19 protein-coding genes, 1 tRNA gene and 11 pseudogenes are annotated in these 25,082 nt (G+C 72.7%); 18 read left to right on the top strand and 13 right to left on the bottom strand.

The genetic code is table 11. The features are described from left to right. Positions 1-351: 351 nt before the first annotated feature. Positions 352-714 (bottom strand): hypothetical protein, encoded by a 363-nt coding sequence (locus tag FF86_RS53800; RefSeq protein ID WP_242419214.1) that lies wholly within the window; start codon positions 712-714, stop codon positions 352-354. Here FF86_RS53800 and FF86_RS20705 point away from each other — a divergent pair. After that, a complete protein-coding gene (locus FF86_RS20705; protein ID WP_242419211.1) occupies positions 707-1,342 on the top strand; it encodes a polysaccharide deacetylase family protein in 636 nt (211 codons plus the stop codon). The two genes, FF86_RS53800 and FF86_RS20705, sit on opposite strands and share 8 nt — an antisense overlap. A 248-nt stretch (positions 1,343-1,590) precedes the next feature. Here the strand turns inward: FF86_RS20705 and FF86_RS20710 are convergent. The 3 genes and pseudogenes from FF86_RS20710 to FF86_RS53805 form a co-directional block, all read right to left on the bottom strand. Next, positions 1,591-1,662 (bottom strand) — tRNA-Val (locus tag FF86_RS20710). Positions 1,663-1,846: 184 nt separating this feature from the next. Beyond that, the coding region (locus FF86_RS20715) for a redoxin domain-containing protein (protein WP_242419192.1) at positions 1,847-2,167 on the bottom strand (321 nt) is incomplete at its 5' end. A gap of 1 nt (position 2,168) precedes the next feature. Beyond that, a pseudogene (locus FF86_RS53805) lies at positions 2,169-2,305 on the bottom strand (redoxin domain-containing protein); the annotation flags it as partial. A gap of 613 nt (positions 2,306-2,918) precedes the next feature. On the opposite strand from FF86_RS53805, the gene FF86_RS20725 reads away from it, so the two are divergent. Beyond that, on the top strand, positions 2,919-3,539 hold the full coding sequence (locus tag FF86_RS20725; RefSeq protein ID WP_236706264.1) for a DUF4234 domain-containing protein: 621 nt from the start codon (positions 2,919-2,921) through the stop codon (positions 3,537-3,539). 164 nt (positions 3,540-3,703) lie between these two features. On the opposite strand, the gene FF86_RS20730 is transcribed toward FF86_RS20725, so the two are convergent. Beyond that, positions 3,704-4,141, bottom strand: a complete 438-nt coding sequence (locus tag FF86_RS20730; protein ID WP_009742958.1) for a DUF3052 domain-containing protein — start codon at positions 4,139-4,141, stop codon at positions 3,704-3,706. Positions 4,142-4,382: 241 nt separating this feature from the next. Beyond that, positions 4,383-4,787 carry a secondary thiamine-phosphate synthase enzyme YjbQ gene (locus FF86_RS20735; RefSeq protein ID WP_041939623.1) on the bottom strand — a complete coding sequence of 135 codons (405 nt, stop codon included), beginning with the start codon at positions 4,785-4,787 and terminating at the stop codon, positions 4,383-4,385. Positions 4,788-5,176: 389 nt separating this feature from the next. Here FF86_RS20735 and FF86_RS53810 point away from each other — a divergent pair. The 5 genes and pseudogenes from FF86_RS53810 to FF86_RS20750 all read left to right on the top strand — a co-directional run. After that, a pseudogene (locus FF86_RS53810) lies at positions 5,177-6,093 on the top strand (pyruvate dehydrogenase (acetyl-transferring), homodimeric type); the annotation flags it as partial. 1 nt (position 6,094) lies between these two features. Then, positions 6,095-6,861, top strand: a pseudogene (locus FF86_RS53815) (pyruvate dehydrogenase (acetyl-transferring), homodimeric type); the annotation flags it as partial. Between the two features lies 1 nt (position 6,862). Then, positions 6,863-7,957, top strand: a pseudogene (locus FF86_RS53820) (transketolase-like TK C-terminal-containing protein); the annotation flags it as partial. Positions 7,958-8,689: 732 nt separating this feature from the next. Then, entirely contained in the window at positions 8,690-8,950 is a 261-nt protein-coding gene (locus tag FF86_RS20745) for a hypothetical protein (RefSeq protein ID WP_055409011.1), read from the top strand. Beyond that, positions 8,947-9,782 (top strand): annotated as a pseudogene (locus FF86_RS20750) (hypothetical protein). Before FF86_RS20745 ends, FF86_RS20750 begins: the two are co-directional and overlap by 4 nt. 108 nt (positions 9,783-9,890) lie before the next feature. On the opposite strand, the gene FF86_RS20755 reads toward FF86_RS20750, so the two are convergent. After that, positions 9,891-11,399 carry a bifunctional phosphatase PAP2/diacylglycerol kinase family protein gene (locus tag FF86_RS20755; protein ID WP_044888354.1) on the bottom strand — a complete coding sequence of 503 codons (1,509 nt, stop codon included), beginning with the start codon at positions 11,397-11,399 and terminating at the stop codon, positions 9,891-9,893. A 285-nt stretch (positions 11,400-11,684) separates the two neighbouring features. Beyond that, positions 11,685-11,940 (bottom strand): DUF5999 family protein (locus FF86_RS53825; protein ID WP_255355866.1); only part of this gene is annotated, 256 nt, incomplete at its 5' end. 506 nt (positions 11,941-12,446) lie between these two features. Here FF86_RS53825 and FF86_RS20765 point away from each other — a divergent pair. From FF86_RS20765 to FF86_RS53835, 3 genes and pseudogenes are all read left to right on the top strand, one after another. Then, the coding region (locus FF86_RS20765) for a glycosyltransferase family 2 protein (RefSeq protein WP_242419193.1) at positions 12,447-13,427 on the top strand (981 nt) is incomplete at its 3' end. A gap of 1 nt (position 13,428) precedes the next feature. Next, positions 13,429-13,787: pseudogene (locus FF86_RS53830) on the top strand (glycosyltransferase family 2 protein); the annotation flags it as partial. A gap of 18 nt (positions 13,788-13,805) precedes the next feature. After that, positions 13,806-14,414, top strand: a pseudogene (locus tag FF86_RS53835) (hypothetical protein); the annotation flags it as partial. 1,418 nt (positions 14,415-15,832) lie between these two features. Here FF86_RS53835 and FF86_RS20775 read toward each other — a convergent pair. Further along, entirely contained in the window at positions 15,833-16,255 is a 423-nt protein-coding gene (locus FF86_RS20775) for a CoA-binding protein (RefSeq protein WP_044888347.1), read from the bottom strand. 224 nt (positions 16,256-16,479) lie between these two features. Between FF86_RS20775 and FF86_RS20780 the strand changes: the two genes are divergently transcribed. From FF86_RS20780 to FF86_RS20790, 4 genes and pseudogenes are all read left to right on the top strand, one after another. Next, positions 16,480-16,704, top strand: a 225-nt coding sequence (locus tag FF86_RS20780) for a type II toxin-antitoxin system RelE/ParE family toxin (RefSeq protein ID WP_242419194.1), incomplete at its 3' end; no start/stop codon positions are given. A 1-nt stretch (position 16,705) separates the two neighbouring features. Next, positions 16,706-16,797, top strand: a pseudogene (locus tag FF86_RS67285) (type II toxin-antitoxin system RelE/ParE family toxin); the annotation flags it as partial. A gap of 278 nt (positions 16,798-17,075) precedes the next feature. Beyond that, complete coding sequence (locus FF86_RS20785) at positions 17,076-17,666, top strand: type II toxin-antitoxin system antitoxin SocA domain-containing protein (protein ID WP_044888349.1); 591 nt, start codon at positions 17,076-17,078, stop codon at positions 17,664-17,666. 162 nt (positions 17,667-17,828) lie between these two features. After that, complete coding sequence (locus FF86_RS20790) at positions 17,829-18,368, top strand: Fic family protein (RefSeq protein ID WP_044888350.1); 540 nt, start codon at positions 17,829-17,831, stop codon at positions 18,366-18,368. Positions 18,369-18,409: 41 nt separating this feature from the next. Here the strand turns inward: FF86_RS20790 and FF86_RS53845 are convergent. The 4 genes and pseudogenes from FF86_RS53845 to FF86_RS20805 form a co-directional block, all read right to left on the bottom strand. Beyond that, on the bottom strand, positions 18,410-18,772 hold a 363-nt coding region (locus tag FF86_RS53845), incomplete at its 5' end, for a TerD family protein (RefSeq protein WP_242419195.1). A 1-nt stretch (position 18,773) separates the two neighbouring features. Then, positions 18,774-18,991: pseudogene (locus tag FF86_RS53850) on the bottom strand (TerD family protein); the annotation flags it as partial. Positions 18,992-19,105: 114 nt separating this feature from the next. Continuing rightward, positions 19,106-20,062 (bottom strand): MBL fold metallo-hydrolase (locus FF86_RS20800; protein WP_242419196.1); only part of this gene is annotated, 957 nt, incomplete at its 5' end. Positions 20,063-20,205: 143 nt separating this feature from the next. Next, positions 20,206-21,024, bottom strand: a complete 819-nt coding sequence (locus tag FF86_RS20805; protein ID WP_236706263.1) for a PaaI family thioesterase — start codon at positions 21,022-21,024, stop codon at positions 20,206-20,208. A 666-nt stretch (positions 21,025-21,690) separates the two neighbouring features. On the opposite strand from FF86_RS20805, the pseudogene FF86_RS53855 reads away from it, so the two are divergent. From FF86_RS53855 to FF86_RS67290, 4 genes and pseudogenes are all read left to right on the top strand, one after another. Beyond that, a pseudogene (locus FF86_RS53855) lies at positions 21,691-21,998 on the top strand (hypothetical protein); the annotation flags it as partial. Position 21,999: 1 nt separating this feature from the next. Further along, positions 22,000-23,430, top strand: a pseudogene (locus tag FF86_RS53860) (hypothetical protein); the annotation flags it as partial. Continuing rightward, a complete protein-coding gene (locus FF86_RS20815; protein ID WP_055868405.1) occupies positions 23,427-24,410 on the top strand; it encodes a hypothetical protein in 984 nt (327 codons plus the stop codon). The pseudogene FF86_RS53860 and the gene FF86_RS20815, both read left to right, overlap by 4 nt. Beyond that, the coding region (locus FF86_RS67290) for a hypothetical protein (RefSeq protein WP_396229971.1) at positions 24,403-24,794 on the top strand (392 nt) is incomplete at its 3' end. The genes FF86_RS20815 and FF86_RS67290, both read left to right, overlap by 8 nt. Positions 24,795-25,082 lie beyond the last annotated feature (288 nt).

A 25,082-nucleotide genomic window follows, 5' to 3' on the forward strand; every position in this document is an offset into this window, starting at 1 on the left:
GGACGTGCTCCGCCGGTACATCGAGGAACAGACCCGTCCGGTTTAGAGCACGCTCAGGCCGCGAGACGGCCTTCCCGCGCGGGCCTTCACCCCCGACCTGAAGGCCGGAGCACTGGCCCGCAACCCGGTAGCCAGGACCGCACGCAGCTCCAGGTCCAGCCGCAGACGCATCCNCATCCGCATCGCGCGGATGATCAGTTCAGTGCCATCGTCAAGGAGCAGGACGGCGATCTCCAGAAGGTTGCCAGCCAAATCCGGACCCCGCCGGAGCTCCCGCGGCGGGCCGTCCGACCTGCCCCGGCTGCGACCTTGGGCCGTTGCCGGCACCCGTGGGCGGTGCAAGGCTCCTGCTCACGACGTCGGGTGAGACCTCGTCCGCGTCGGATCGGGAGGCGCCATGCGACGCTCACAGCAGGCCCTCGTCACCTTGGTGGTGGCGTCCACCGTCGCGTTCACCGCCTGCGGCGGCTCCAGCGGCATCGCGACGCAGCCCGGCCCGACGTCCGCCACCGCCACGAGCACGGCGCGGCCCGCCAGTCCCGGCACCGGCACCGGCGTAGTCCCGCCCACCGCGACGACGACCGGGCCGGGCGGAGCGACGGCGACCGCGACCGCGACGATACGGCCCACCCCGGCGAGGCCGACGACGTCGACTAGGCCGTCGACCCCGGTGCCCCCGACGGCACCGACGGCACCGACCACGGGCGTGCCCACGCGCCTGGTCGGTCGGGACTGGGAGCGCATCCCGACCGACCGCCGAATGGTCGCGCTGACGTTCGACGCCGGCGCCAGCGCGGACGGCGTGGACTCGATCCTCTCGACGCTCAGCCGGGAGGGCGTGCCGGCCACCTTCTTCCTCACCGGCCGGTTCGCACAGACCTTCCCGGCCGCCGCGCGCGCCATCGCCGCCCGCGGCCAGGTCATCGGCAGCCATTCGGCCACGCACCCCTACTTCACCCGGCTCACCGACGCGGACCTGCGCGCCGAGCTGCTCGGTGCCCAGGCGACCATTCAGAGCGTCACCGGGGTCGACCCGCGCCCCTGGTTCCGCTTCCCGTACGGCGACCGTGACGCGCGCACGATCGGCGCGGTCAACGCCCTCGGCTACGTGCCGATCCGCTGGACGGTCGACACGCTCGGCTGGAAGGGCACCTCCGGTGGGCAGAGCATGCAGAGCGTCACCGACCGGGTGCTGGCCGCCGCGAGCAGCGGCGAGATCGTCCTCATGCACGTGGGCGCGAACCCGCAGGACCGCTCGACCCTGGATGCGGACGCGCTGGGCGGAATCATCCGGGAACTGCGCGCCCGCGGCTACACCTTCACCACGGTCAAGGCGATGTAGTCACGGCGAGATGACTGAGGGATCCACGTGCACCGACGTGCCGGCCGCCGGCGATCCACGCCTCCCGAGCGCCCCAGCAGCCGCCCCGGGGGCGGCCCAGACGGGTGGCAACAGACCGGGCCCCGCCAACCACNCCCCGGAAGCCGCCGCAGGCGCCCCGCCGGGGGGTTCGGGGGGTCGTCCCCCCGGCTAACATTGCGGCTGCGGCGCAGGCGATCAAAGATCGACAAGCACGCGGAGCCAGCGCGTGGGCGCGGCAGGGATCGAACCTGCNACCACTCGCTTGTAAGGCGAGCGCTCTCCCGCTGAGCTACGCGCCCGGGAGACGAGAAAAACGAAGCTGACTAAGACTACGCATGCGGCGACGCCCCGTGGAACGATCGAGCGCCTCGATCGGCGGATGGTGACCGGCCGGTCGGGCACCGACGCTCCAACGGGCCGTCGACAGCGGGAGCCGGCCCCACGACTACCCAGGTACGCCAGGCCGGCTCCCGTAGGTAGATCCTAGAGGGCGGCGAGAGCCTTGAGGTACTCGGCCTGGTCCCGCGCGTCCGGGATGTTGTTGACGACCTTCCAGCGCACGACGCCCTCCTTGTCGATCACGAAGGTGCCGCGCACGGCGATGCCCCGATCCTCGTTGAAGATGCCGTACGCCTTGGCGACCTCGCCGTGCGGCCAGAAGTCGGCGAGCAGCGGGAACTCGTAGCCCTGCTGCTCGGCCCAGACCTTGTGGGCGAACGGCGAGTCGACGGAGACGGCCAGCACCTGGACGTTGTCGTTCTGGAACGAGCCGAGGTCGTCGCGGACCGAGCACAGCTCGCCCTGNCAGACGCCGGTGAAGGTCAGCGGGTAGAAAAGCAGGACGACGTTCCGCTTGCCACGGAACTCCGACAGGGTGATGGTCTCGTTGTTCTGGTCCTTCAGCGAGAAGTCCGGGGCGACGGAGCCAACCTCGACGGTCACGGGCGCTTCCTCTCCACGACGATGGGGCTAATCACAAATGACGCTGATCNCGATGACCGAGCACCGAGGACGATGCACGGGCCGATCCGGAGGATCACCACAGATCGAATGATCGCAACGGCAGGTGGGAACGGGAGCGGACCGGCGACGGCACCCACCGGTTCGGGCGCCCCCGCAGATCGGTCCGCCGTCCCAGAGCCAGCATGCCAGTTCCGACCGCGATGAAACCGGCCGACCAGCCGCGGATGGCCCACACGGACGCCCGGGAGCCGTCCGTCCGCCTCACCGGGCGCCCAGGCGTTGACCACGACCTGCGAGGACGGTCGACGGCCGATCCACGCAGGGCGCAGGACCACCCGCACCGACAGACATCGATCACCTGCTTCGGGCCGCCACTCGACTGTCACCCAGACGAAGGTTCACCCGCATTCGATCCCAACAGAAGGTATCTTTCGCGCTCCCGGGACACTGATGCGGCGAGTGTTCGGGTTTCCTACGTCAGACTGGCCTAGTCTGGCCGATCGACACGGGAGCCATCGGCCGGACATGCGCGTAACACGGTGCGTGCTCCGCGTGCGCCACAGGTATGGACACCGATGAGGGCAGGACCACCTTGACCAATCAGAGTGCGACCCCGCACGGTTACCCCGAACCGCACGGCTACCCCGCGCAGGAACCCCACCCGATCGACGGTCCGGGCACCTCGACCGGCGGCTTTCCGATCTACGCCTTCCGCGAGTCACTGCCCGGCCCCGAGCCCGAACAAGGCTACCCCGCGACCCCCGACTACGGCTCGCCCGGCCCGGATGGGCCGCACGGCGCGCCGGACTCCTTCGGTGGGGCGGGGGTACTCGGCAAGCACCGCAACCCCTTCGCCGTCTGGCTGGGCCTGCCCCTGATCACCCTTGGGGTCTACTACTTCGTGTGGGTTTACAAGACGAACCGGGAGCTGGGTGAGTACGACCGGCGTATCCAGGTCAACCCGGCCCTGTCCCTGCTGGCGTTCCTCGTCGGTTGGCTGGTCCTCGTGCCGCCGTTCGTCGCCGCCTGGCGGCTGGGTACCCGCACGCGCGCGGCCCAGCACGCCGCCGGGGTGCCGGAGACGAATCCGGTGCTCGCGTTCGTACTGTTCCTGATCGGCTTCGGGCCGCTGTTCCTCCAGCTCGAACTCAACCGCCTCTGGGACCGCTACCCGGGGGCCGTCGAGGGCCAGCAGGTGCCGCTGTACCGCTGAGCCCGGGCGCGGGAGAGCCAGCCGGCCACGCGGGCCCTTCGGGTCCCCGCACGTATCGGTGGAGGCCGCGCGCGGGCCGGCGCAGGTCCCGACCCGACCCGGACGCGGGCATGACTCGACAGCGCCCGGGCCCACACGGGCCGCCGGACGCCCTCGCGCCGGCCTCAGCGGTGCCGCACGCGCTGCGACTTCGGTGCGGCCAGCCGCTGACCCGACCACTCCTGCGCGACGCTCAGCGTGCTGGTCTGCACCAGACCCGCGGTGGGCACCGCGTCCAGCACGTCGCTCGGCGCGACATGACCGTCCCGTCCGGCCTTGGGGGTGAGCAACCAGATCACCCCCTCGTCGGACAGTTGGCGGCGCGCGTCGATGAGCGCGTTGGCCAGATCCCCGTCGTCCTCCCGCCACCACAGCAGGACGATGTCGACGACGTCGTCGGAGTCCTCGGGGACCAGCTCCGTCCCGCTGGCGCTGGTCACCGCGTCCAGCAGATCCTGGGCGATGTCATCGTCCTCGTTGAGCGACTGCACCTGGGTCCCGGCGGAGACTCCCAGTCGCTCCGCCCGGCGCTGACCCTCGGCGTTCGCCGCGGTCGGACTCACCCTGCGCTACCTCCTGTTCGTGTGTGACGCTCCGCGAGGGTCGCGGAGACGTCCCGTGCATGAACGCACCGGCGCGATGGGGTCCATCACCCGGTGCGTCTCGACCTAGTCCACCGGACCTCCCGGTGGCTGCGCAAGTGCCACGCCGTCGGTTGTGGACCGATGACGGCGTGGCCGACGTGCGGCGACTACCCGCCGGTACCCGCAACGAGGCACGATCATTCCGTCGCCGGACGCTCGATCATCCCGTCAGGAGGGACAGCCGGACCGTTCGGTCGGGGTTGTCCACGTTGAGATCGACCAGCGCAATCGACTGCCAGGTGCCGAGCGCGAGCCGACCGTCGAGCACCGGGACGGTGAGCGTCGGCGGGATGAACGCCGGCATGACGTGGGAACGGCCGTGGCCGGGCGAGCCGTGCGCGTGGCGCCACCGGCCGTCGGCGGGCAGCAGCTCGGCGAGGGCCGCGAGCAGGTCGGGATCGCTGCCGGAGCCCAGCTCGAGGATGGCCAGCCCGGCCGTGGCGTGCGGCACGAACACCGACAGCAGGCCATCACCGGAATCAGTGACGAACTCCACCGCGTCGGGGGTGAGGTCGACCACACGCTCCTGGCGGCCGGTGTGCACGGACAGCGTCGTGGTCTTCATCCGGGTGTCCATCAGGGTGATTGTCTACCAGGCGGGGGCCCTTCACCGGCTGCGCCGCGGACGACATGTCGACAACGCCGCGCGTATCGCCCGATTCTCTACTCGAAAGTAACCAAGGCGTGCGTGACGAGGTCGCGCAGACGGAGCACGATGGGACCAAGGCGTGTTCGCTCGCCGGGTCCCGCCCTCGGCCGATGGGAGTCGGCCGACCACCCGCAGCGNCATGCCGACAGGAGAAGTTGACGAGCGGCCAGGACGCGGCGATGCATCGATCATGCGGGTTCCCGCATCCGCGAGCACGTGAAGTGACACATGGGCCGACGGACGCACGAGGAGGATCTTCTCGAGNGGCACCGGCGGCCCCGGAAGCTTGAGGAGCAGGANAAGGCGTGGCGCAGGACACAACCCGGAAGTTCTCGGTCATCACCGACGGGCTGCCGAGTCAGCTGCCGGACATCGACCCCTCGGAGACCAACGAGTGGCTGGAGTCACTCGACGCGGTCATCGAGGAGTCCGGCCGCGGCCGGGCCCGCTTCCTCATGCTGAAGCTCCTCGAACGAGCCCGCGAGAAGGCGGTCGGGGTTCCCGGTCTGACCAGCACGGACTACATCAACACGATTCCGCCGGAGCGCGAGCCCTGGTTCCCCGGCGACGAACATGTCGAGCGCCGCATCCGGGCGTATATCCGGTGGAACGCGGCCATCATGGTCAGCCGAGCGAACCGGCCCGAGTTCAACGTCGGCGGCCACATCGCCACGTACGCGTCGAGCGCGAGCCTGTACGAGGTCGGATTCAACCACTTCTTTCGCGGCAAGGACCACCTGAGCTCCTCGCCGGGAAGCGACTCGGGCGACCAGATCTTCATCCAGGGGCACGCCTCGCCGGGCATCTACGCCCGTGCGTTCCTGGAGGGCCGGCTGACGGAGAAGCAGCTCGACGCCTTCCGCCGGGAGAGCGAGTCGGGCGGGCTGTCGTCCTACCCGCACCCGCGGCTCATGCCCGACTTCTGGGAATTCCCCACCGTGTCGATGGGCCTCGGCCCGATCGACGCCATCTACCAGGCGCGGTTCAACCGTTACCTGCTCAACCGCCAGATCAAGGACACCTCGAACAGCCGGGTGTGGGCGTTCCTCGGCGACGGCGAGATGGACGAGCCGGAGTCGATCGGGGCGCTCGGCGTCGCCGCCCGCGAGGAGCTCGACAACCTGATCTTCGTGGTGAACTGCAACCTGCAGCGCCTCGACGGCCCGGTCCGCGGCAACGGCAAGATCATGCAGGAGCTGGAGTCGCTGTTCCGCGGCGCCGGNTGGAACGTGATCAAGGTCGTCTGGGGTCGCGACTGGGACCCGCTGCTGGCCAAGGACACCGACGGCGTCCTCGTCCACCGGATGAACACCACCCCGGACGGGCAGTTCCAGACCTACACGACGTCGTCGGGCGAGTACATCCGCGAGCACTTCTTCGGCGCGGACGCCCGCCTGCGCCGCATGGTCGCCGACCTCGCCGACGACGACCTGCGCAAGCTCTCCCGCGGCGGCCACGACTACCGCAAGCTCTACGCGGCGTACAAGGCGGCCACCGAGCACACCGGTCAGCCCACGGTCATCCTCGCCCACACCATCAAGGGCTGGACGCTGGGCAAGGACTTCGAGGCCCGCAACGCCACCCACCAGATGAAGAAGCTGACCAAGGCGGAGCTCAAGGAGTTCCGCGACCGGCTCTACCTGGAGATCCCGGACTCGGCGCTGGCCGGGGACCTGCCCCCCTACTACCACCCGGGGCCGGACTCCGAGGAGATCCAGTACATGCGGGAGCGCCGGGCCTCCCTCGGCGGCTCGATGCCGCGCCGCGTCGTGCGGGCCAAGCCGCTCACCCAGCCGCCCGCGAAGATCTTCGACGAGCTGCGCAAGGGCTCGGGCAAGCAGCCCGTCGCCACGACGATGGCGTTCGTCCGGCTGCTGAAGGACCTCATGAAGACCAAGGAGATGGGCGCGCGGTTCGTGCCGGTCATCCCCGACGAGGCACGCACCTTCGGCATGGACGCGATGTTCCCGACGGCGAAGATCTACTCGCCNCACGGGCAGCGCTACGAGGCCGTCGACCGCGAGCTGCTGCTGTCCTACCAGGAGTCCGAGTCCGGCCAGATGCTGCACGAGGGCATCAGCGAGGCCGGCTCGATGGGCTCGGTGATCGCCGCCGCCACGTCGTACTCCACCCACGCGCAGTACATGATCCCGGTCTACGTCTTCTACTCGATGTTCGGGTTCCAGCGCACCGGTGACCAGATGTGGGCGCTCGGCGACCAGCTCGGCCGTGGCTTCCTGCTCGGCGCCACCGCCGGGCGGACCACGCTCAACGGCGAGGGCCTGCAGCACCAGGACGGCCACTCGCTGCTGCTCGCCTCGACCAACCCGGCCTGCGTCGCCTACGACCCGGCGTTTGCGTTCGAGGTCTCGCACATCGTCCGCGACGCCCTGGACCGGATGTACGGCGAGCGCGACGAGAACGTCTTCTACTACCTCACCGTCTACAACGAGCCCGTACCCCAGCCGGCCGAGCCGGCCGGCCTCGACCCGGCGCAGATCATCGCCGGCATGTACCGGTTCCGGCCGGCCGAGGAGCTCGTCGGCGGCCTGCCGAACGGCGGCGCCGAGGGCGACTCGGGACCGCGGGCGCAGTTGCTGGCCAGCGGCACGTCCATCCACTGGGCGCTCGCCGCGCAGGAGATCCTCGCCGCCGACTTCGGCGTCGCCGCCGACGTGTGGTCGGTGACCTCGTGGAACGAGCTGCGGCGGGAGGCCCTCGACTGCGAGCGGGCGAACCTGCTCAACCCCGAGGCCGACGACGCCGTGCCGTACGTGACCCGCATCCTCGACGGCGCCCCCGGCCCCGTCGTGGCGGTCTCCGACTGGATGCGTGCGGTGCCCGACCAGATCTCCCGCTGGGTGCCGCAGGCGTTCACCTCGCTCGGCACCGACGGCTACGGGCGCTCCGACACCCGCCTGGCGCTGCGCCGGCACTTCAAGGTCGACGCCGAGTCGGTCGTCGTCGCCGCCCTGGAGTCCCTGGTCCGGGCCGGCGAGGTCAAGGCCAGCCTGGTCGAGGACGCGATCCGCCGCTTCGGCCTGCGCGACGACGACGACGCCGTCGGCGGCACCGACGCCGGCTGACCAGCGAGGCAGGCCGACCGGCGAGGCCGACTGACCCATGACGGGCCCGGGGTGGACGACCTGACCAGGTTGTCCACCCCGGGCCCGCTCGCCGTCCACAGCCGGAGCGCCGCCCGGTCCCACCCGTCGGGGGGATGCGGCGGTGGCGGCGCCGGCCGTCCCGGCACCCCCGGTCCACCCCGGCGGGGGCGCCACCATCGGTGGGCCGCGACGCGTCGCGACACCCCCGGTCCCACCCCCGCACGGAGGCACCCCCCCGGCCGGCGCCGCCACCATCACCCGCCGGTGCCGGCACTCCCAGGGAAATCGCCGCCCAAGCGGGCCCCGGCCGAGTCCGTCGGCCGGCCGCCGCCGGCCCGGCCGTGGTGTCACGAGCCTCACCCCGGCGGGGTTCTGCGGCGGCGCGCCGGTGCACACCGGCGCCGTCGTCGCCCTGCGTGACCAGGATGGCCGACACCGACGTGCCACACCGCCTCCGGCAGCCATGCCGATCCGTCCTGCGCCCGAAATGGCACCGCCGTGCCACCACCGTCATGCCCCGCCTAAAGGCACAACGAGTTCCACATCGGGGCCGCGAACACTAGTCTCACGGAGGTGACATCGGGAGATCGGCGACGCGGCGTACCACGCCGCGGACCCCACGCAGGCGGCACTCCCCGCGCACGCCGCCCCGCGCAGCTACGGTCTCGGAGAGCGACGAGATGTGGCCTGCCTGGTACGCGGGACCATGAAGTGATCAGGTACGGTCGCCGCATCCGCCGCGCCGCCCATGATCCGGCCGGTGACGGGATGTCCGGCCGGTTCACCCGCACGGATTCGGACGACGGCTGCCCGGCGCAGGCCGCGACGGTCGAGGAGGACGAGGTGAACGGTGTCACGACGACCCCCATACTCGCGGTGGCACCATCCGCGCCGTGGCCGGGCAGGCTCGCGGTGACCCCGCGGCGATCCGTGTGCGCCGGGGCCCCCACCAGCGGCGGGCGGATGGCATGATCCTTCGAGCCCGCCGCATCGAACGGCTGGAGGAGCACCCCAACCTGCGGGGCATCCTCGGCATCCTTGCCCAGCTCGTGCACACCACCGACGCCGAGCTCGGCTCGCTCGCCGCCGCCTGGCGCAACTCCGGTTACCTGGCCGCCGCTCGGGACAAGGCGCTGGCCCCCGACTCGCCGCTGATCGTCGAGGTGCTGGCCGCGTTCGACGCGCTGAGCGCCATCTACGCCGACGACCTCGCCGGCGCCGACTACGTCACCGTCGAGCCGTCGGTCGCGGCGACCGCGCTGCGCGCGATGCGCGACGCCGTCGCCGCCTCCTACGCGCGGCCCATCCTCGGCCGCGCCGAGTACGCCGCGCTCATGCGGCCCTGGCGCGCGGTCTACCCACGGGCGCGCTCACACGAGCCCGACCTGGGCCCGGCCGCCGCGGACGTCAAGCGGGTCCTCGCCGCGCTGCCGGTCCTCGCCGGCCGCGCCACGACCCAGACAGCCTGGAGGTCTTCGACGGGCTGCTGGTCAGCGCCCTGACCCGGGACGACTCCGCCCACCAGCAGGCCATGGACGCCGCGTTCGCGAGCGCCGTGGTGACCGGCCGCCGCCGGGTGTGGACGCTGGTGCGCCGCAGCGCCGCCGAGGGGTTCTGGCGGCTGTGCCCGGACTGCCGCGGCAAGCGCGCCGCCACCGACTCCAGCGAGGATCACCGGGTCATGGAGCTGTGCGCCGACCTGGCCTGCGCGCTGCTCGTCGAGGACCTCCTCGACTCCTCCCAGTTCACGCAGCTCACCCGCCCGCTGCACACGCTCATCCCGCTCCAGCACCGCGGCGGCTGAGCGCTCGGGCAGGCTCGGGCAGCGGCCGCCCCGAGCTTCCGCCCGTCAGCCGTCAGCCGTCGGGCGCCGGCCGTCGGGCGCCGGCCGTCGGGCGTCGGGCGTCGCGACTCAGCCGTCGCCGGGGCGGCGCGGGCGGTAGACGACCAGCCGGGCACCGCTCGGGGTGATCACAATCCGCTCCACCCCCTCGGTGACCTCGCCGTCACAGGCGAAGGGCAGCGGCCCGGGCTGGTGGGAGGAGATCAGCACCCGTTCGACCGTGCGCTGCTCGTACACCCGGCTGCGGCCGAGCCGGCCGGTGAGGACCGCCCCCACCAGCCGCAGCCGGGCCAGCGGCGCCGACGCGTCGACGATCCGCAGGTCGAGCAGGCTCTCGTCGAGCCGGTTGCGGTAGGTCGGCGCGAAGCCGTCGGGGCGGTACACCCCGTTGCCCACGAAGATCAGCCAGACCCGGCGGCGCTCGGAGTCGATCTCCACCTCGAACGGCGGCTCGTGGCGCAGCACCCAGCACAGGGCGATGATCATCGCGGGCCACTTGCCGATGCGCCGCTCGAACCGTTCGCGCACGGCCACCATGTCGGGATAGCCCCCGAGGCTCGCGGTGTTCACGAAGATCCGGGAGAACCGGTCGAACACCGCGGAGATGCCGTCGGCCCGACCGAGGTCGACGGCGACCGCCGCACCCTCGCGGATCGCCTGCACCGAGTCGCCGGCACCGACCAGGCCCAGGTCGGCGGCGAAGTGGTTGAGCGTGCCCGCCGGGAAGACCGCCAGCGGCATGCCGCGGGCCAGCGCCACCTGCGCGGCCGCGTTGATGCTTCCGTCGCCGCCGGCGATGCCCAGCACCCTCGACTTCGATGCGGCGCCGGCCAGGGCGGCGGCCATGTCGTCAGCCGGCCCGACCTCGATGACCTCCGCCAGCGGCAGGTCGGCGCGCAGCACGGCGAGCAGATCGGCGTGGTTGCCCTGGCCGGAGCGCCCGTTGACGACGACGGTGAGGCCGTCCCCCTCGGGCAGTGCCGGCGCCCAGGCCGACGCCGGGCTCGCCCGCGCCGGCACCCAGGGCCGCCGCGGCATCACCTTCGTCGTGAGCAGGCCCGCGCCGACGCCCAGCAGGATCCCCGCGGCCACGTCCCCGGGGTAGTGCACCCCGACGTACACCCGGGAGAACGCCACGGCGGCGGCCAGGGCGGCCACCGGCACCGCCGCCCCGGGCGCGTCGAGGGCGACCCCGGTCGCGAAGGCGGCGGCGGACGCGGCGTGCCCGGAGGGGAACGAGAAGGTCGTCAGGTCGCGGGAGAGCCGGCGCAGCGGCGGGATGCCGTGCGTCGGCGGGCGGTCGCGGCGGAAGACCAGCTTGGCCGGCCCGTTGGCCAGGACGCTGGCGACGCCGAGCCCGATCAGGCCGCGGGCGGCCGCCGGGCGGCGGCGCCCCTTGGTGGCCCCCAGCGCCCCCGCCACGCCCCACCACAGCAGGCCGTGGTCGGCGGCGTGCGACAGCCGCGGCAGGACCGGGTCGAGCAGCGGGCGCCCACCGGCGAGCGCGGTGAACAGCGAGCGGTCCGCCCGGGTGAACGCCTGCACGAAACTACGGCCGAGGGCGATGTCGCGGCGCATGAGCAGGCGAGCCCGGCGCCCGACCGGACTCGTGGCCGGCGGCAGGCCGACCCGGGACCCGCGGGACACCTCCGCCCGCCACCGGTCGGCCAGGCCGGTCCCCCGCGCCGCTCCGACAATCCCCCGCACAGACCCGCCCGCCGATCTCGCCGTCACGCCCGGCACCGTACCCGCCCGCGAGGCCGTCGGATCAATCTGGACGAAACCTCACAGCCGCGGGACACGGCACAGCCACGGGACACGACACAGCCGCGGGACACGACGGCGCCGACGGCGCCCGGCCGGTCAGACCCGGACGGGAGCCTGGCTCGCCCGCCGGGGCGCCGGGGGCCGCGGGGCGCAGGCCGCCCGCGGCAGGGCACGCCGCGGCTCGACCGTGCGACCGGTCGGCAGGATCTCCCCGGTGTCGTCGAACAGGATCACCCCGTTGCACAGCAGACTCCAGCCCTGGTCCCAGTGCTGGTTGGTCACCCGCGCGGCGTCCCGGTCGGCGCCTTCGGCGGTGGGGCAGGGTGGGGAATGGGGGCAGCCACGCCGGGGTNGGGGAAGCGCCCGGGAGGCTGCGGAAGCGGAGGAAGCGTCTGGGTCCTCGGTCGACGCAGGAAGCGCCGGCACCTCGTCTGAAACGCGAACAGCTTGCACGGGCACCAGACGTTACGCCTCCCCGTAAGAAGCGTCACACCGAGGCGCGTGCGGAGGGCCCGGCGTGTCTGCCGCGCCACAGTGCGGGCCGATCGCGAGATGCGCACTGATCGGGTCCTGACCAGGACAGCAGCCGCATGGCGCCCAGGTGCTAGCCGCTCGGGCAGGCCACGAGGTGTCCGCAGATGGACACCGGTAATCGGACCATGCGAGCAGATCGGTAGGTTACGGGGCTGCGGGCGAGCGATCCGTGGCACCGGCCGCGAGAATGACTCGCGTCGGTCTGCTGATGCGTCCGCCTGAACGACTGGCGCCGGCCCACCGGCGACCGGTCAGGGACTCCCGTCACGGACGGCCACCGGTGGGCGGTCGCGGGCACGCCCGGCCATGGAGGGGGTACGGACGATGGAGGGTGCCACGGGCACCGGCGCCGACACCGTCGGGGAGACTCCCGCCGCCGGCGGGGCGACCCGTTCGCGCGGTCAGGCGTTCGAGGTCTCGGTCGTGATGCCGTGCCTCAACGAGGAGGACTCGGTCGGCGTGTGCGTACGCAAGGCCCTCGCCGGGCTCGCCGCCGCGGGCGCCGTCGGCGAGGTCGTCGTCGTCGACAACGGCTCGACGGACCGGTCGGCCGAGCTCGCCCAGGAGGCGGGCGCCCGGGTCGTGCACGAGACGCGACGCGGCTACGGCAACGCCTACCTGGCCGGCTTCGCCGCCGCCAGGGGGCGGCTGATCGTGATGGGCGACGCCGACGACTCCTACGACTTCTCCGACCTCTCCGCGCTGCTCGCCCCGCTGCGCGCCGGTCGGGCGGACTACGTTCTCGGCTCCCGCTTCGCCGGGAAGATCCTGCCCGGCGCCATGCCCTGGCTGCACCGCTACGTCGGCAACCCGGTGCTCACCGGCATCCTCAACCGCCTGTTCGACGTGCGCTCGTCCGACGCCCACTCGGGGATGCGCGCGTTCAGCCGCGAGGCGTACCTGCGGATGCGGCTGCGCTGCGAGGGAATGGAACTGGCCAGCGAGCTGGTCATCGCCGCCGGGCGGGCCGGGCTGCGCATCGAGGAGGTGCCGATCACCTACCACCCGCGGGTGGGTGACTCCAAGCTGCACTCGCTGCGCGACGGCTGGCGCCACCTGCGGTTCATGCTGCTGCTCGCGCCGCGATACCTGTTCGTCCTGCCGGGTCTGGTGCTGCTGGCGCTCGGGCTCGTCGGCCAGGCGGTCCTGCTCCCCGGCTCCCTGGACCTCGGCTTCCACCGGCTGGATCTGCACTTCTCGATCCTGTTCGCGCTGCTGGCACTGCTCGGCTGGCAGCTCGTGCTGCTCGGCGTCTGCGCGGACGTCCACAACCACGCGGTCGGCTGGCAGGAGCGCCGCCGCTGGNCGCTGCCGCTGATCCACCGGGTGTTCACCCTCGAACGCGGCCTGGCGTTCGGGGCCGGCCTGTTCACGGTCGGGTTCGTCGTCGACGTCGTGGTGCTCGTACGCTGGCTCGCGAACGACCTCGGTCCTCTGAACGAGATGCGCCCGGCGCTGCTCGCGATGACCCTGATGGTGCTCGGCGCCCAGACCGCGTTCGGCTCGTTCTTCCTGCGCCTGCTGACCGCGGGGCCCAGCGGCGGCCATCAGCGCGCCGCCGCCCGCCCGGCGATGCGGGCGCCCGGCGATCCGCCCGGCGGAGCGCCGCTGGTCGGCATGCACTACGAGACGCAGGAGCACCCGGCCGAGGCCGTCGGGTTCTGAGAACGGCGGACATCGACGATGGTCGTCCTGGGCAGGCACGTGTTCCCGCCGCCCCGTGTTCACGCGCATCCTGATCAGGGCAGCGGCTCCCCGCCCCAGCCCCCGGTCAGGACGACGGCGGCGACGCCCTCGGCGGCCACCGCGGGGCCGGCCTACCCCGTCTACCCCGACGAGCCGGACCGTTCCGGCGAACCAGAGCGCGGGGACGAACCCGAGTATCGCGGCGACGGCGGTGACGCTCCGCATGATGTCGGCGACGCGAAGCGCGCCGCGAGGGCCCCGGCTTCACCCGACGCCCCGGTCGTCCTGGGCGCCGACACGGGCGGTGGGGACGGGCCGCCGCCGCGCCGCGACCGCCGGCCGCTGCGCCATCTGCCGTTCGCGATCCTGCTCGCCGCGGGCGTGGCACTGCGAGCGGTCACCGCCTACGCCTACCGGCCGGCGTTCGAGTTCTACGGCGACTCCTACGCCTATCTACGCCTGTCGACGCTGAAGGCCCCCGACCCGATGCGGCCGGCGGGCTACCCGGCGTTCCTGCGGCTGCTGTCGTTCACCGACAGCCTCTGGTGGGTCACCGTCGTCCAGCACGCGGCGGGGCTGGCTCTGGGCGTGACCCTCTACGTCCTGNTGGTGCACCGCCGGGTCGCGGCGCCGATCGCGGCGCTCGCCGCGGCGCCGATCCTGCTCGACGCCTACGAGCTGGTCATCGAGCACTACGTGATGGCCGAGACGCTGTTCGCGGTGCTGCTGGTCGCCGCGATCGTCGCCCTGACCTGGTCGCCCCGCCCGTCGGTGTGGGCGTGCGGGCTGGCCGGGCTGCTGCTCGCTGGCGCGGGCCTGGTTCGCACGATCGGCGTGGCCCTCGCCGTGCTGGTCGTCGGTTACCTGGTGCTGCGCCGGGTCGGCTGGCTTCGCTTCGCGACCTTCGTCGTCGCCCTGGCCGTGCCGCTCGCCGGCTACGCGACCTGGTTCCATGCAAGCCACGGGAAGTACGCGCTCACCGGCGGCGACGCGGTGTGGATGTACGGCCGGGTGGCACCGATCGCCGACTGCGACCGACTGCACCTGAGCCGGCCGCAGCTCGTGCTGTGCTCCCCCCACCCCGTCGCCGAGCGGCCAGACCCCAGCTACTACGTGTGGAGCGTCAACAGCCCGTCCCGGCGGCTGCACGTGCCCGCCGACGAGCGGGACGCGCTGCTGCGCGACTTCACCCACCAGGTCATCCGCTACCAGTTCGGCGACTACGTCCGGATGGTCGGCGGGGAGCTCGCCCACTACTTCCGCCCCGGCCGACCGATCGGGCACCGGGACTGGCCCGACGCGACCTGGCGCTTCCCCACCGGGGACGAGCCTCGCTTCCTGCACAACGGCGAGCCGCTGCTGGGCCTGCACGGCGACGCGCCGAAGCGCGAGGTCCACGAGTCGGCCGCCGGCTTCCTGCGCGGGTACCAGCGGTACGGCTTCACCCCCGGGCCGGTGCTGGCCGGAATGCTGCTGCTCGCCGTCGTCGCGATCGCGGTGCCGGCCCGGCGCCGCGCCCCGCGACTGGGCGTACGCGGCGCCCGGGCCCGCCGACGCTGGCACGACCAGACGGTCGAACACCGGCGGCTACGCGCCGACACGGCCCTGCTCGCGGCCGCCGGCGTCATGATCCTCGTGGTGCCGGCGGCCACGGTCTGCTTCGACTATCGCTACCTGCTGCCCGTGCTCGTCCTGATCCCGCCCGCCGCGGCGCTGGCGACCCGCCGGCTCGCCCTGGTCCGCCGCTCCCGCCGGGCCCCCGACGAGATCACCCGCACCTCGCTGTGGGCCCCCGCGGTGCCCGAACCCACACTGCCGGGGCCAGCGTCGACAGGAGGACCGTCGCCGATCGGGCCGTCACCGATCGGGCCGTCGCTGACTGAGAAGTCGGCGACACGCCGTGCCGGCCAGGACCACCTCGACCCGGCCGGACCGGCAACCCGTCCCGCCGACACCGGCGACGCGGCGGCGGCGGGCACCACGGTGCGGCGTCGCCACCGGCGCTGACCGGTCAGCGGGTCCGGTCAGCGGGTCCAGCCGAGGCCGAGGCGGGGGGCCTCCATCGCCGGGCAGGTGTCCATCACGACGTCCAGGCCGGCCTCACCGGCACGGACCGCGGCCGCGTCGTCGCGGACGCCGAGCTGGAGCCAGACGCCCCTCGCGCCGATCTTCACCGCCTCGTCGACCACCGGCCCGGCAAGCTCCGAGCGGACGAACAGGTCGACGACGTCGACGGCGAACGGGATCTCGCTCAGCGTCGCGTACCCCTGCTCCCCCGCGACCACCGGCGCCGACGGGTGGACCGGCACCACCCGCTTACCGTTGCGACGCAGGTACTCCGCGATGCCGAACGCGGTGCGGCGGGTGTCGTTGGACAGCCCGACGACCGCCCACACCTCGGTGTCGGCGAGCAGATGACGGATCGTGTCGTCGTCTCCGTAGCGCATGCCAGGTGTCAACAGCGGCGACGGTCCGTGTCATCCGGTCGCGTGGGGACGAGGGATGGCCCGCGGGCATCCGTGCCGAACCCGCACTTCCCGCCCGACGAGCGCGAAGCGGGGGCCGCGGGACGGGCGGCCGCATAGGATCACCATGTGAACAACACGGAAGTCGTCCTCTCCCGCACGGGACGGCCCCGGCCACATTCGGGCGGCGGAATGGGTGGCCCGCGGTGAGCGACAAGCACGAGGTCACCCTCTCCGCCTCGGCCGAGCGGGACCTGGCCAAGCTCGCCGAGCTCACCCGCGGCGAGGTCCGCCGGTTCCTCGACGGCAAGCTGCGCGACGATCCGCGCAAGGCCGGCACCCCGATTCCGGGCGAGCAGGTCGGCATGCACGAGGCCAGCGGCCGGACCTGGCGGATCCTCTACCGGATCGACGCGAACACCCGGACGGTGNGGGTCATGGTCGTCGCGCCGCGCGGTTCGCGCACCCGGATCGTGCCCACGATCGGCACCTCAAGCCCCGCCACCGGCTGGCGCCGCATCTGACCTCCGGCGGCCCCGGGGCGTCCCCATACGGCGCCGCTCCGCACGGACGTCACGCATACGAACATATGTTCGACATCCTGAGGTGAACGATCTATCGTGGATCCATGACCGCCCCGAGCGACCGAGCCGGCCGCGCACCGATACCCGCACGGCGGCTGCCAGGTGGGGCGGCGAGATCACACCATCGACGCGACGGCGCTCGTGCATCCCCGACGACGGACCGATAAAATCTTCAGTATAAGCAGCCGCGAGGTCGGACCGGGAGGCGATGTCAGGCCATGGCGGAAAACGTCCATGATGTCGCGTCGCTGATCGTCACGACCCTCGGAGACGTCGACACCATGCGCCTGCAGAAGCTGGCCTACTACTCGCAGGCCTGGCACCTGGCGACCTACGGGACGGTCCTCTTCCCCGACGAGATCGAGGCCTGGACCTTCGGTCCCGTCGTGCCCCAGCTTTACAGCGCCCACCGGGGGGCCTACGGCGTGAGGACCTGGGTCCGTGGCGACCCGCGTCGCCTCGACGATCGCTCCCGCCACCTCGTCAACTGGGTCCTCGAGACCTATGGGCAGCTCACGGGCGAGGAGCTCTCTCGGATGACGCACGCGGAAGCTCCCTGGCGACATGCGCGAGCGGGGCTCGACGACAGCGAGCGCTCGAACGAGCCGATCGATCCCACGGTCATGAAGGAGTATTTCTCCCGCCTGAGGATGTCCCCGGCTGAGGCGGTGTCCGCAGCGGTCGGTAACGCGCGGCTCGAGGGCTACGAACTGTCGGCCTCGACGGCGAAGCAGCTCGGCAGGATTGCCACCGGCGAGAGTTCGGCAGACGACATCGTCAGGGAAATTCTCGCCCGGTATCATCACTGAGGGCGATAGCGGAGGGCGATAGCCGCTACCGTCCTTGAAATACCTCTGGCATCAAGACCCGCTGTGCCTCGGCATGGTCGGCCCGGGGGCGTTGGAGGCGCGATCGCTGCCGCTGGTGACCCGTACTGCTGGCCAGGTTCCGAATGCCTGAGGAACCGGCTTATGATCATCGACCGGGACGAGCTCGCCGAAGTGGAGCAACAGCTCTCGGCGGCCCGCTACACGCAGCTTGGCATCTCACTCCTGCCGGGCGCCTACGATGCCGCGCACCTTCGGAGGTTCCACCGGCAGCTTTTCGCTGACGTGTACGACTGGGCCGGCACCACCAGAAGCGTGAACATCGCGAAGGACGGCCACCCCTTCTGCCTGGCACCCAACATCGACAGCCAGCTCGATGCACTGTTCACCGGCCTCGCCAGGAATCAGTATCTGCTCCACCTCGACCGGGAGACCTTCGTCTCCCGGCTCGCCGAGTTCTACGGCGACATGAACGCGATCCATCCCTTCCGGGAGGGCAACGGCCGCACCCAGCGGGCGTTCTTACGCCAACTCGCGGCCGGCGCCGGCTGGACGCTGCGGTGGGACGACCTGGCCAAGGACGCGAACGACGGTGCCTGCCATCGGTATCGGCATCATTTCGACCCCGAGGAACTGATCGCCCTTCTCGGCCCCCTGGTCCTGCGAAGAGGCGGCCAGGAGTGATCGGGGCCGCGTTGGCCGTGAGTGCCTCCCGGCAGGGAGAGTCAGGAGACGTTGACGCCGAAGTCCAGGGCGATCCCGCGCAGCCCGGAGGCGTAGCCCTGGCCGACGGCGCGGAACTTCCACTCGCCGCCGTAACGGTAGAGCTCACCGAAGATCATCGCGGTCTCGGTGGAGGCATCCTCGGTGAGGTCGTACCGGGCCACCTCCGCACCGGTCGTGGCGTCGGTGACCCGGATGAAGGCGTCGCGGATCTGGCCGAAGGTCTGCCGGCGGGTGTCCGCGTCGTAGATCGACACCGCGAAGACGACCTTCGCCGCCTGCGGGGTCAACGTTCGCAGGTCGACGTTGATCTGCTCGTCGTCGCCGCCACCGCCGCCGACCAGGTTGTCGCCGAGGTGCGTGACNCCGCCGTCGGGGCTGACCAGGTTGTTGAAGAAGACGAAGTAGCTGTCGGAGAGCACCCGGCCGGCCTCGTTGACGACGATCGCGCTGGCGTCAAGGTCGTAGTCCGCGCCGCTGGTCTGCCGCACCTTCCAGCCCAGCCCGATGGTCACTGCCGTGAGGTTGGGGGCGACCTTGCTGAGCGAGACATTCCCGCCCTTGGACAGCGACACGGACGTCATGTCCCACACCCTAGTACCGATGGGTGCGGCCCGAACCGATGCGGCCCGAAATCCCCGCCTACGCCAAAGTCCGGAAGGCGGTGCCCTGCCACGTCCGCGGACACCCGCGCCCGGCTACGCGTCGGCGAGCCGCCAGCGCGCGGGGGCGCCGTCGTCGACGCGGGCGGCGCCGGTCGCCACCAGGGCGGCCAGGCACCCGAAGGTGTCGGTGACAGCGTTCTGGAGCGCCACGCCGCGCAGGTTGCGGAACGGGCGGTGCCAGGTCACGTGGTCGGCGATTTCCCAGACGGTGCTCGCACCGGCGCGCAGGCCCGCGAGCACCTCGGCAAGCCGGCCTCGGTGCATCGCGTCGATCTCGGCGAGGCGGTGTTCCAGGCCGGTGAACCGGTGCTCGTGCGCCGGCAGTACCTCTGCGGCGTCCAGCCCACGCAGCCGGGCGAGCGCGCGCAGGTGGTCACCGAGCGGGTCGGGATGGGACTCGTCGGGTTCGGGGGTGCCGACCACGGTCGACGGCAGCACGTGGTCACCGGACAGCAGCAGCCGGTTGGCCGGCTCCCAGAAGCACAGGTGTCCCGGCGAATGGCCGGGGGTCCACAGCGCGCGCAGCTCCCACCCGGGGATGTCCGGTCGCCCGCCGTCCTCGATCAGGACGTCCGGGCGCGGAATCCGGCGCACGGCCGCCTGGGTGCCCTTGACCAGGTGTTCGGTCACCTCGGCCGGGGCGCCGGCGCGGGCCATCAGCCCCGGGATCCGCGTGGCGAAACCGTTCTCGAACTGGCTCAGGATCGCGTTGTCCAACGGGTGCAGCGACACCCAGGCGCCGGACGCCTCACGGATCCGGCCCGCCATCCCGAAGTGATCGAGATGGGCATGGGTGACGACGACGCCCTGAACCTCGGCGGCCGAGGTCCCGACCGTGTCCAACCCTGCCTCCAGGGCCGCGAAGGCCTCGTCGGAGTCCCAGCCGGCGTCGATCAGGTAGGGGCCGTCCGCGGTCTCGAAGACGTAGACGGTCACGTGGGCCGGCTTCGCCCAGGGCAGCGGGAGCGGGATGCTCCACAGTCCCGGCCGNACCTGTTCCACCNGCGGCAGGGGACGGCGCCAACGCACGGGCCGCGTGCCGGCGTCGCGCTGCGCGGGCGCGGAGGGAAGCCGTCCGACGTNGGGCGTGGTCATGCGTCGGGCGTGGTCATGGTCGTCGTTCCTCCACAGGGTCAGGCGGTCGACGGCTGGTTGGGGGGGACGGCGGCTGAGGGGACTGTGCCGGGCGTACCTGGGGTGTCGGGAGCCGGGGCGCCGAACGCGCCGAACAGTCGGGCGGCCTGGTCCGGGCGGGGAACGACGAAGATGCCGACGCCCTCGACCAGGGGCTGGTCGGGCTCGGACTCCAGCGCGATGGTGCCGGCCGCGGTGATCTTCCGGTCGGCGACCTCGACGACCCGCCCGACGACGAGCAGCGGCGCCAGCAGCGGAACCGGCCGGCGGTAGCGGGCCGACAGGGAGACGGTCAGGCCGGATCGGCCACTCGCGCTGACGACGTCGCCCAGGACCTGGTCGAGCATCATGGCGCTCACCCCGCCGTGCAGGTAACCGCGCGGCCCCTGGTAGGGCAGGCCGAGGGTGGCACGGCCGGTGAGGACCCCGTCCACCAGCGTGGTCTCGAGCCAGGGCGCGATCGGGTTGGCCTGCCCGATGACCGGGTTGTACAGCCACAGCTTCGCGACCGGGTCGTCCAGTGGCGCGGGTTCACCGACGTCGCGCTGCTCGGCGGTCAACGCGGGCAGACACTGAGTGATCCGGGCGGCGACGTCGAGCAGGGTCGCGGTCGGCGCCAGCGTGCGCACGGAGGCGTCGGTCAACGCGCGCAGGGCCGCGCCGAGCTGGGCGGCCGCATCTCGCTGGGCCGCCATCTCTCGCTGGGTCGCCATGCCATCCGCGACCGTCGACGGCTCCTCCCAGGCGGGCCGCGCCTGCGCAGCGGCCTGGCGCGGCAACCCAAGCTCGTCCAGAGCAGCGTCCACGGCGTCGTCCACCCGTTTCCTCGGCGCCTGGCGGCGCGTCGTCTCGTCGGTCACCCCACGCCCCGGGACGGCCGTACGGCACCGCCGCCGATGCCCCGCCCGCCCCACCCGCCGCGCCGCGGGTGGGAGAAAGGGAGAACGGGCACCGCCTGGTGCCCGGCGAGCCAGCGCCACCCCTCGTCGGGTGTACGCACCCCCGGTCGATCCCGTCCGCGCCGAACGTTCATCGTGGTGACGCCTCAGCCACGCGATGGAACCGAGTTGAGAATACCCCACCGGCCTGTTGACGGTCGCTCGACAGCCCTCCTGGGTCGCGTGGGTCACGCCGCTGCGACCAGGGTCAGCGGGCCCTCGACCCCCGCCCGCCAGGGCACTGACAACCCATGAAAGGCCTGCACTACCGGCACGTCGCTTCCCCCTGACGCCGGCCGGCCGGGCCCACACTCCGCCGGGGGTGCGCTTCGTGAGCGAGATCACCCTGGATCTTCCGTACCCGGCCGACCATGCGCCCCCGACACCCCAACGGCCAACAGAGTGCACTGAATTTGCACCGCGCCGGAATCCCGTCGGCGGTCGCCCGCCGCAACGCTCCACCCCGCTCCTACCGTCGTGCACCGCCCGGGCACCGCAGCCGGGTCGTGGGCGGCCCGGTCCCCGCCAACCACTAGGCTCGGACGGATGATCGAGCCCGCGTCGACAACCGGTCCAGACCGGCTGCCCACCGCGGTCGGGCTCGTCGGCGACGTCGGGATGATCCGCCGGCTCAAGGCGCTGGCGCTGACGCAGCCGTTGCACGACCTCGACGTGCGCAAGGCGCACCTGGACGGCGCGGACTTCTCCGTCTACGCGATGGCCGAGCTCGGCCTGCACGCGATCGACCAGGTCACCGTGGCGATGGACTTCGACCGCGGCGCGGACCACGACCAGGTGCGCCGCCGCCTGGTCCCGCTCGCCGCCGCCCAGGCGCCCGCCCGCCCGGCCGCCGANCACGACCGGGTGGCGTCCTGGGTGCTGCACAACCTCATCAACGTCGGCAACGTCAACCGGGGCTTCGAGGCGGGTTACGGCACCCTGCACGCCGACGGCCGTTACGAACGGCGCCGCTTCGACTTCAAGCTGCTCGTCGAGTTCGCCGATCCACACGGGGAGATCTACCTGCGGGCCACCGACGAGGCGGTGACCGTGCTGGTCGGGGCATTGGACACCGACATCACCTCGGCGCAGGTCGCCGCCGAGGTCGCCCTGGACACGCTCATCCGCCGCGGCCGGCTCGCCGACGCCCGCAGCGCGGCGGAGGCCGCCCGGTACCGCACCGTGCAGTACGCCGAGCAGCTCCGCCGACACCTCGACGCGACGCGGCGCAACGTCCTGGCCGTCGACTGGCTGCACGCGATGCCCGCCCTCGTCGACGAGGCCCTGCAGCACGTCGAGCAGCGTTACCGGTACGAGAACGCGATCCTCACCCACATCCGCCGCTACCGCGACTCCGCCGACGACGCCGACCACAAACGCCAGGCTGCCGACCTGGTCGCCATCGTCGGAGACTGCATCCGTCGGCACACCCAGCTCCAGGCCCGGCTGTTGGAGGCGGGCGCCGTGTTCCGCGCCGAGCAGGACCGCCAGCAGTTCGCCGTCACCCCGGCGCGCGGTGGCGTCGACCTGCACGCCCAGTTGCTGGTGCCGACGCTGGCATTGGCCGCCGGAGACGCACAGCGCCCGGCGGCGGCGTTCTTCCCCGGTGCGGTGGGCGTGCGCACGCCCCGGGCCCCTCGGGTCCTCGATCTGGTCGATCTGCTGCTTCGCCCGCCGGTGGAACGCGACACGCTCGGCGCGGAGGTGGTCGAGGCCGAGCTGGTGCCGTTGGCCGAGCCGGCGCGGTTCGACGACGAGACCTGGGCCCACGCGCTCGGGCTGCTCGAGCTCGACCCAGCGGCGCCGCGCCGGCTGTCCGCCCTGCTCGCCGACGCCCGCCGCGGGGGCGACCGGGACATCGTCGACCTCGTCGCGCTGCTGGCCCTGCACGCGGTCAACCCCCGCGTCGACGCGTCCCGGCAGGCGGGCGAGACGACCCTCACGGTCGCCGTCGACGACGGCACGCCGCTGCACGATCCGGAGTTCGGCGGGGCCGACCTGCTCGTCGGCCGGGCCCGGATCGTCGCGGCTCCCAGCACGGAGACGGCCAGCACGGGGACGGCCAGCACGGGGACGGCCAGCACGGGGACGGCCAGCGCGGAGACGGCCAGCGCGGCGGCGATCGCGGGGACGGCCGGCACTGCCGCGGCCGTCGCGGATGGTGCGGTCGCCCGGGGGCCGCAGGGCGAAGCGGAATCGTCGGACCCGGCTGGTATCACTTCAGTCCTGACAGAACTGCAGGCTGCGGGCGGCGCGGCCGCGCCGGCGGGAAGGAGGTCACGATGAGCCGGGAACCTGACACGGGCGTCCCGGACCCACAGGGCGACCCGATCGACGCCGACCCGATCGACGGCGGGTCGATCGACGCCGACCCGGTCGACGGCGGGCCGGTCGACGGCGGGCCGGTCGACGGCGGGCCGGTCGACGGGGTGCGGGGGGCCGAGCGGCGGCGCGCCGACGCCCACGAGGCGTCCCGGCTGGTGTCGTTCGGCCTGCGGCCCCGGCTGGTGCCGGCTCGTGACCCCGACTACCGCGACCTGGTCCGGCGTTACCTGCGGGAGGCGGAGTTCGCCGCGTTGACCCAGGCGATCGCCGCCGGCCTCGGGCTGGTCGTGCTCGACGTCTCCGAGCGGGCAGGTCTGGTCCCGGCCGGCGCCGACGACTCGGCCTTCGCCGTTCGGATCGGCGACTACGCCCGCCGCGCCGGCGGCGAGCACCGCGCGGCCGACCGGCTGCTGCACGCCCTCGCCCAGCTCGCCGTCGCCGCGCTCGCCTATCCGCGGCCGGCCGACCTCGCCGACGCCTCCTACGTCGGGCGGGTCAGCGTGCACGGCGTCGACGCGTTCGTCCGGGAGACCTGCCGGCTGCTGGCCGAACGCACCGCCGACGACCTGAACACCGATCCGCCGGTCGACGCGCCACGGCTGGAGGCCGCCTGGCGCCTCTACTCCCGGCGCACCTCGACCGGCACCACCCGCGACGCGCGCCGCCTCGCCGGGTCGACGACGGGAATTATCGCCCGGGCGATGAACTTCCTCGTCGAGTCGGGCTGCCTGGTTCCGGTCGGCGACGAGGCCGGCGGCACGTACCGGACCACGCCCCGCTATCAGGTCCAGGTCCGCGAGCTGGCCGCGGATGCGGCCTTCGAGGAGTTGCTGGCCCTCGGCGTGGTCACGGTCACCGACGGCGCCGGCAGCGTGCGGGTCCTCGTCGACGAGCCGGCCCTGCTGGAGACGACGCCGGCCGGAGAGGCCGCGGATGTATGAGTTGTCGCGGGTGCGGCTGCACTCGATCGGGCCGCCGGGCGCCCGCTTCGGTGACGTGCTGCTGGACTTCTCGGGAGTGGGCGCGCCGGTCGCCGGGCCGCGCCAGGACGGGCTGTTCCCCGTCACGCCCCGCCAGCGCCGCGACGCCGCCCTCCCCGCAGTTCCCGCGCTTTCCAGCGCGCCGTCGCCGGTGGCCCCGGTCGGCCCAGGCACGGCGATCGACCCAGGGACGGCGGCTGCGGAGACCGCGGTCGCGGGGACGGCGGCTGCGGGGACGGCGGTCGCGCCGGGTCGGCCACGGCGCCCCTCCCCCGCCTCGGTGCTGTTCCTGGAGAACGGCGGCGGCAAGAGCGTCCTGATCAAGCTGATCTTCTCGGTGGTGCTNCCCGGTCGGCGGCAGGTCGTCGGCACCTCCAACGGGCGGGTGCTGGACAACTTCGTCCTGCCCGGCGACTGCGCTCACGTCATCTGCGAGTGGCAGCACGCGGTGACCGGGCACCGGGTGGTGACCGGCAAGGTGAGCGAGTGGCGCGGCCGCGGCGCGGCCGACGCCGCTCGACTCACCGAGGCCTGGTACTCCTTCCGCCCCGGCGGCAGCCTGGAGATCACCTCTCTGCCGCTGACCGCCGAAGGCCGCCAGGTCACCCTCGCCGGGTTGCGGGGCCGGCTCCA

It is taken from the genome of Frankia sp. CpI1-P (assembly GCF_001421075.1).
Lineage (GTDB): Bacteria > Actinomycetota > Actinomycetes > Frankiales > Frankiaceae > Frankia > Frankia torreyi.

Coding starts and splice junctions, on each gene's coding strand:
- FF86_RS20735 (WP_041939623.1), bottom strand. CDS start 4,787: ATGAAGACCACGACGCTGTCCGTGCACACCGGCCGCCAGGAGCGTGTG.
- FF86_RS20755 (WP_044888354.1), bottom strand. CDS start 11,399: ATGCGCCGCGACATCGCCCTCGGCCGTAGTTTCGTGCAGGCGTTCACC.
- FF86_RS20775 (WP_044888347.1), bottom strand. CDS start 16,255: ATGCGCTACGGAGACGACGACACGATCCGTCATCTGCTCGCCGACACC.
- FF86_RS20785 (WP_044888349.1), top strand. CDS start 17,076: ATGGCGGAAAACGTCCATGATGTCGCGTCGCTGATCGTCACGACCCTC.
- FF86_RS20790 (WP_044888350.1), top strand. CDS start 17,829: ATGATCATCGACCGGGACGAGCTCGCCGAAGTGGAGCAACAGCTCTCG.
- FF86_RS20815 (WP_055868405.1), top strand. CDS start 23,427: ATGAGCCGGGAACCTGACACGGGCGTCCCGGACCCACAGGGCGACCCG.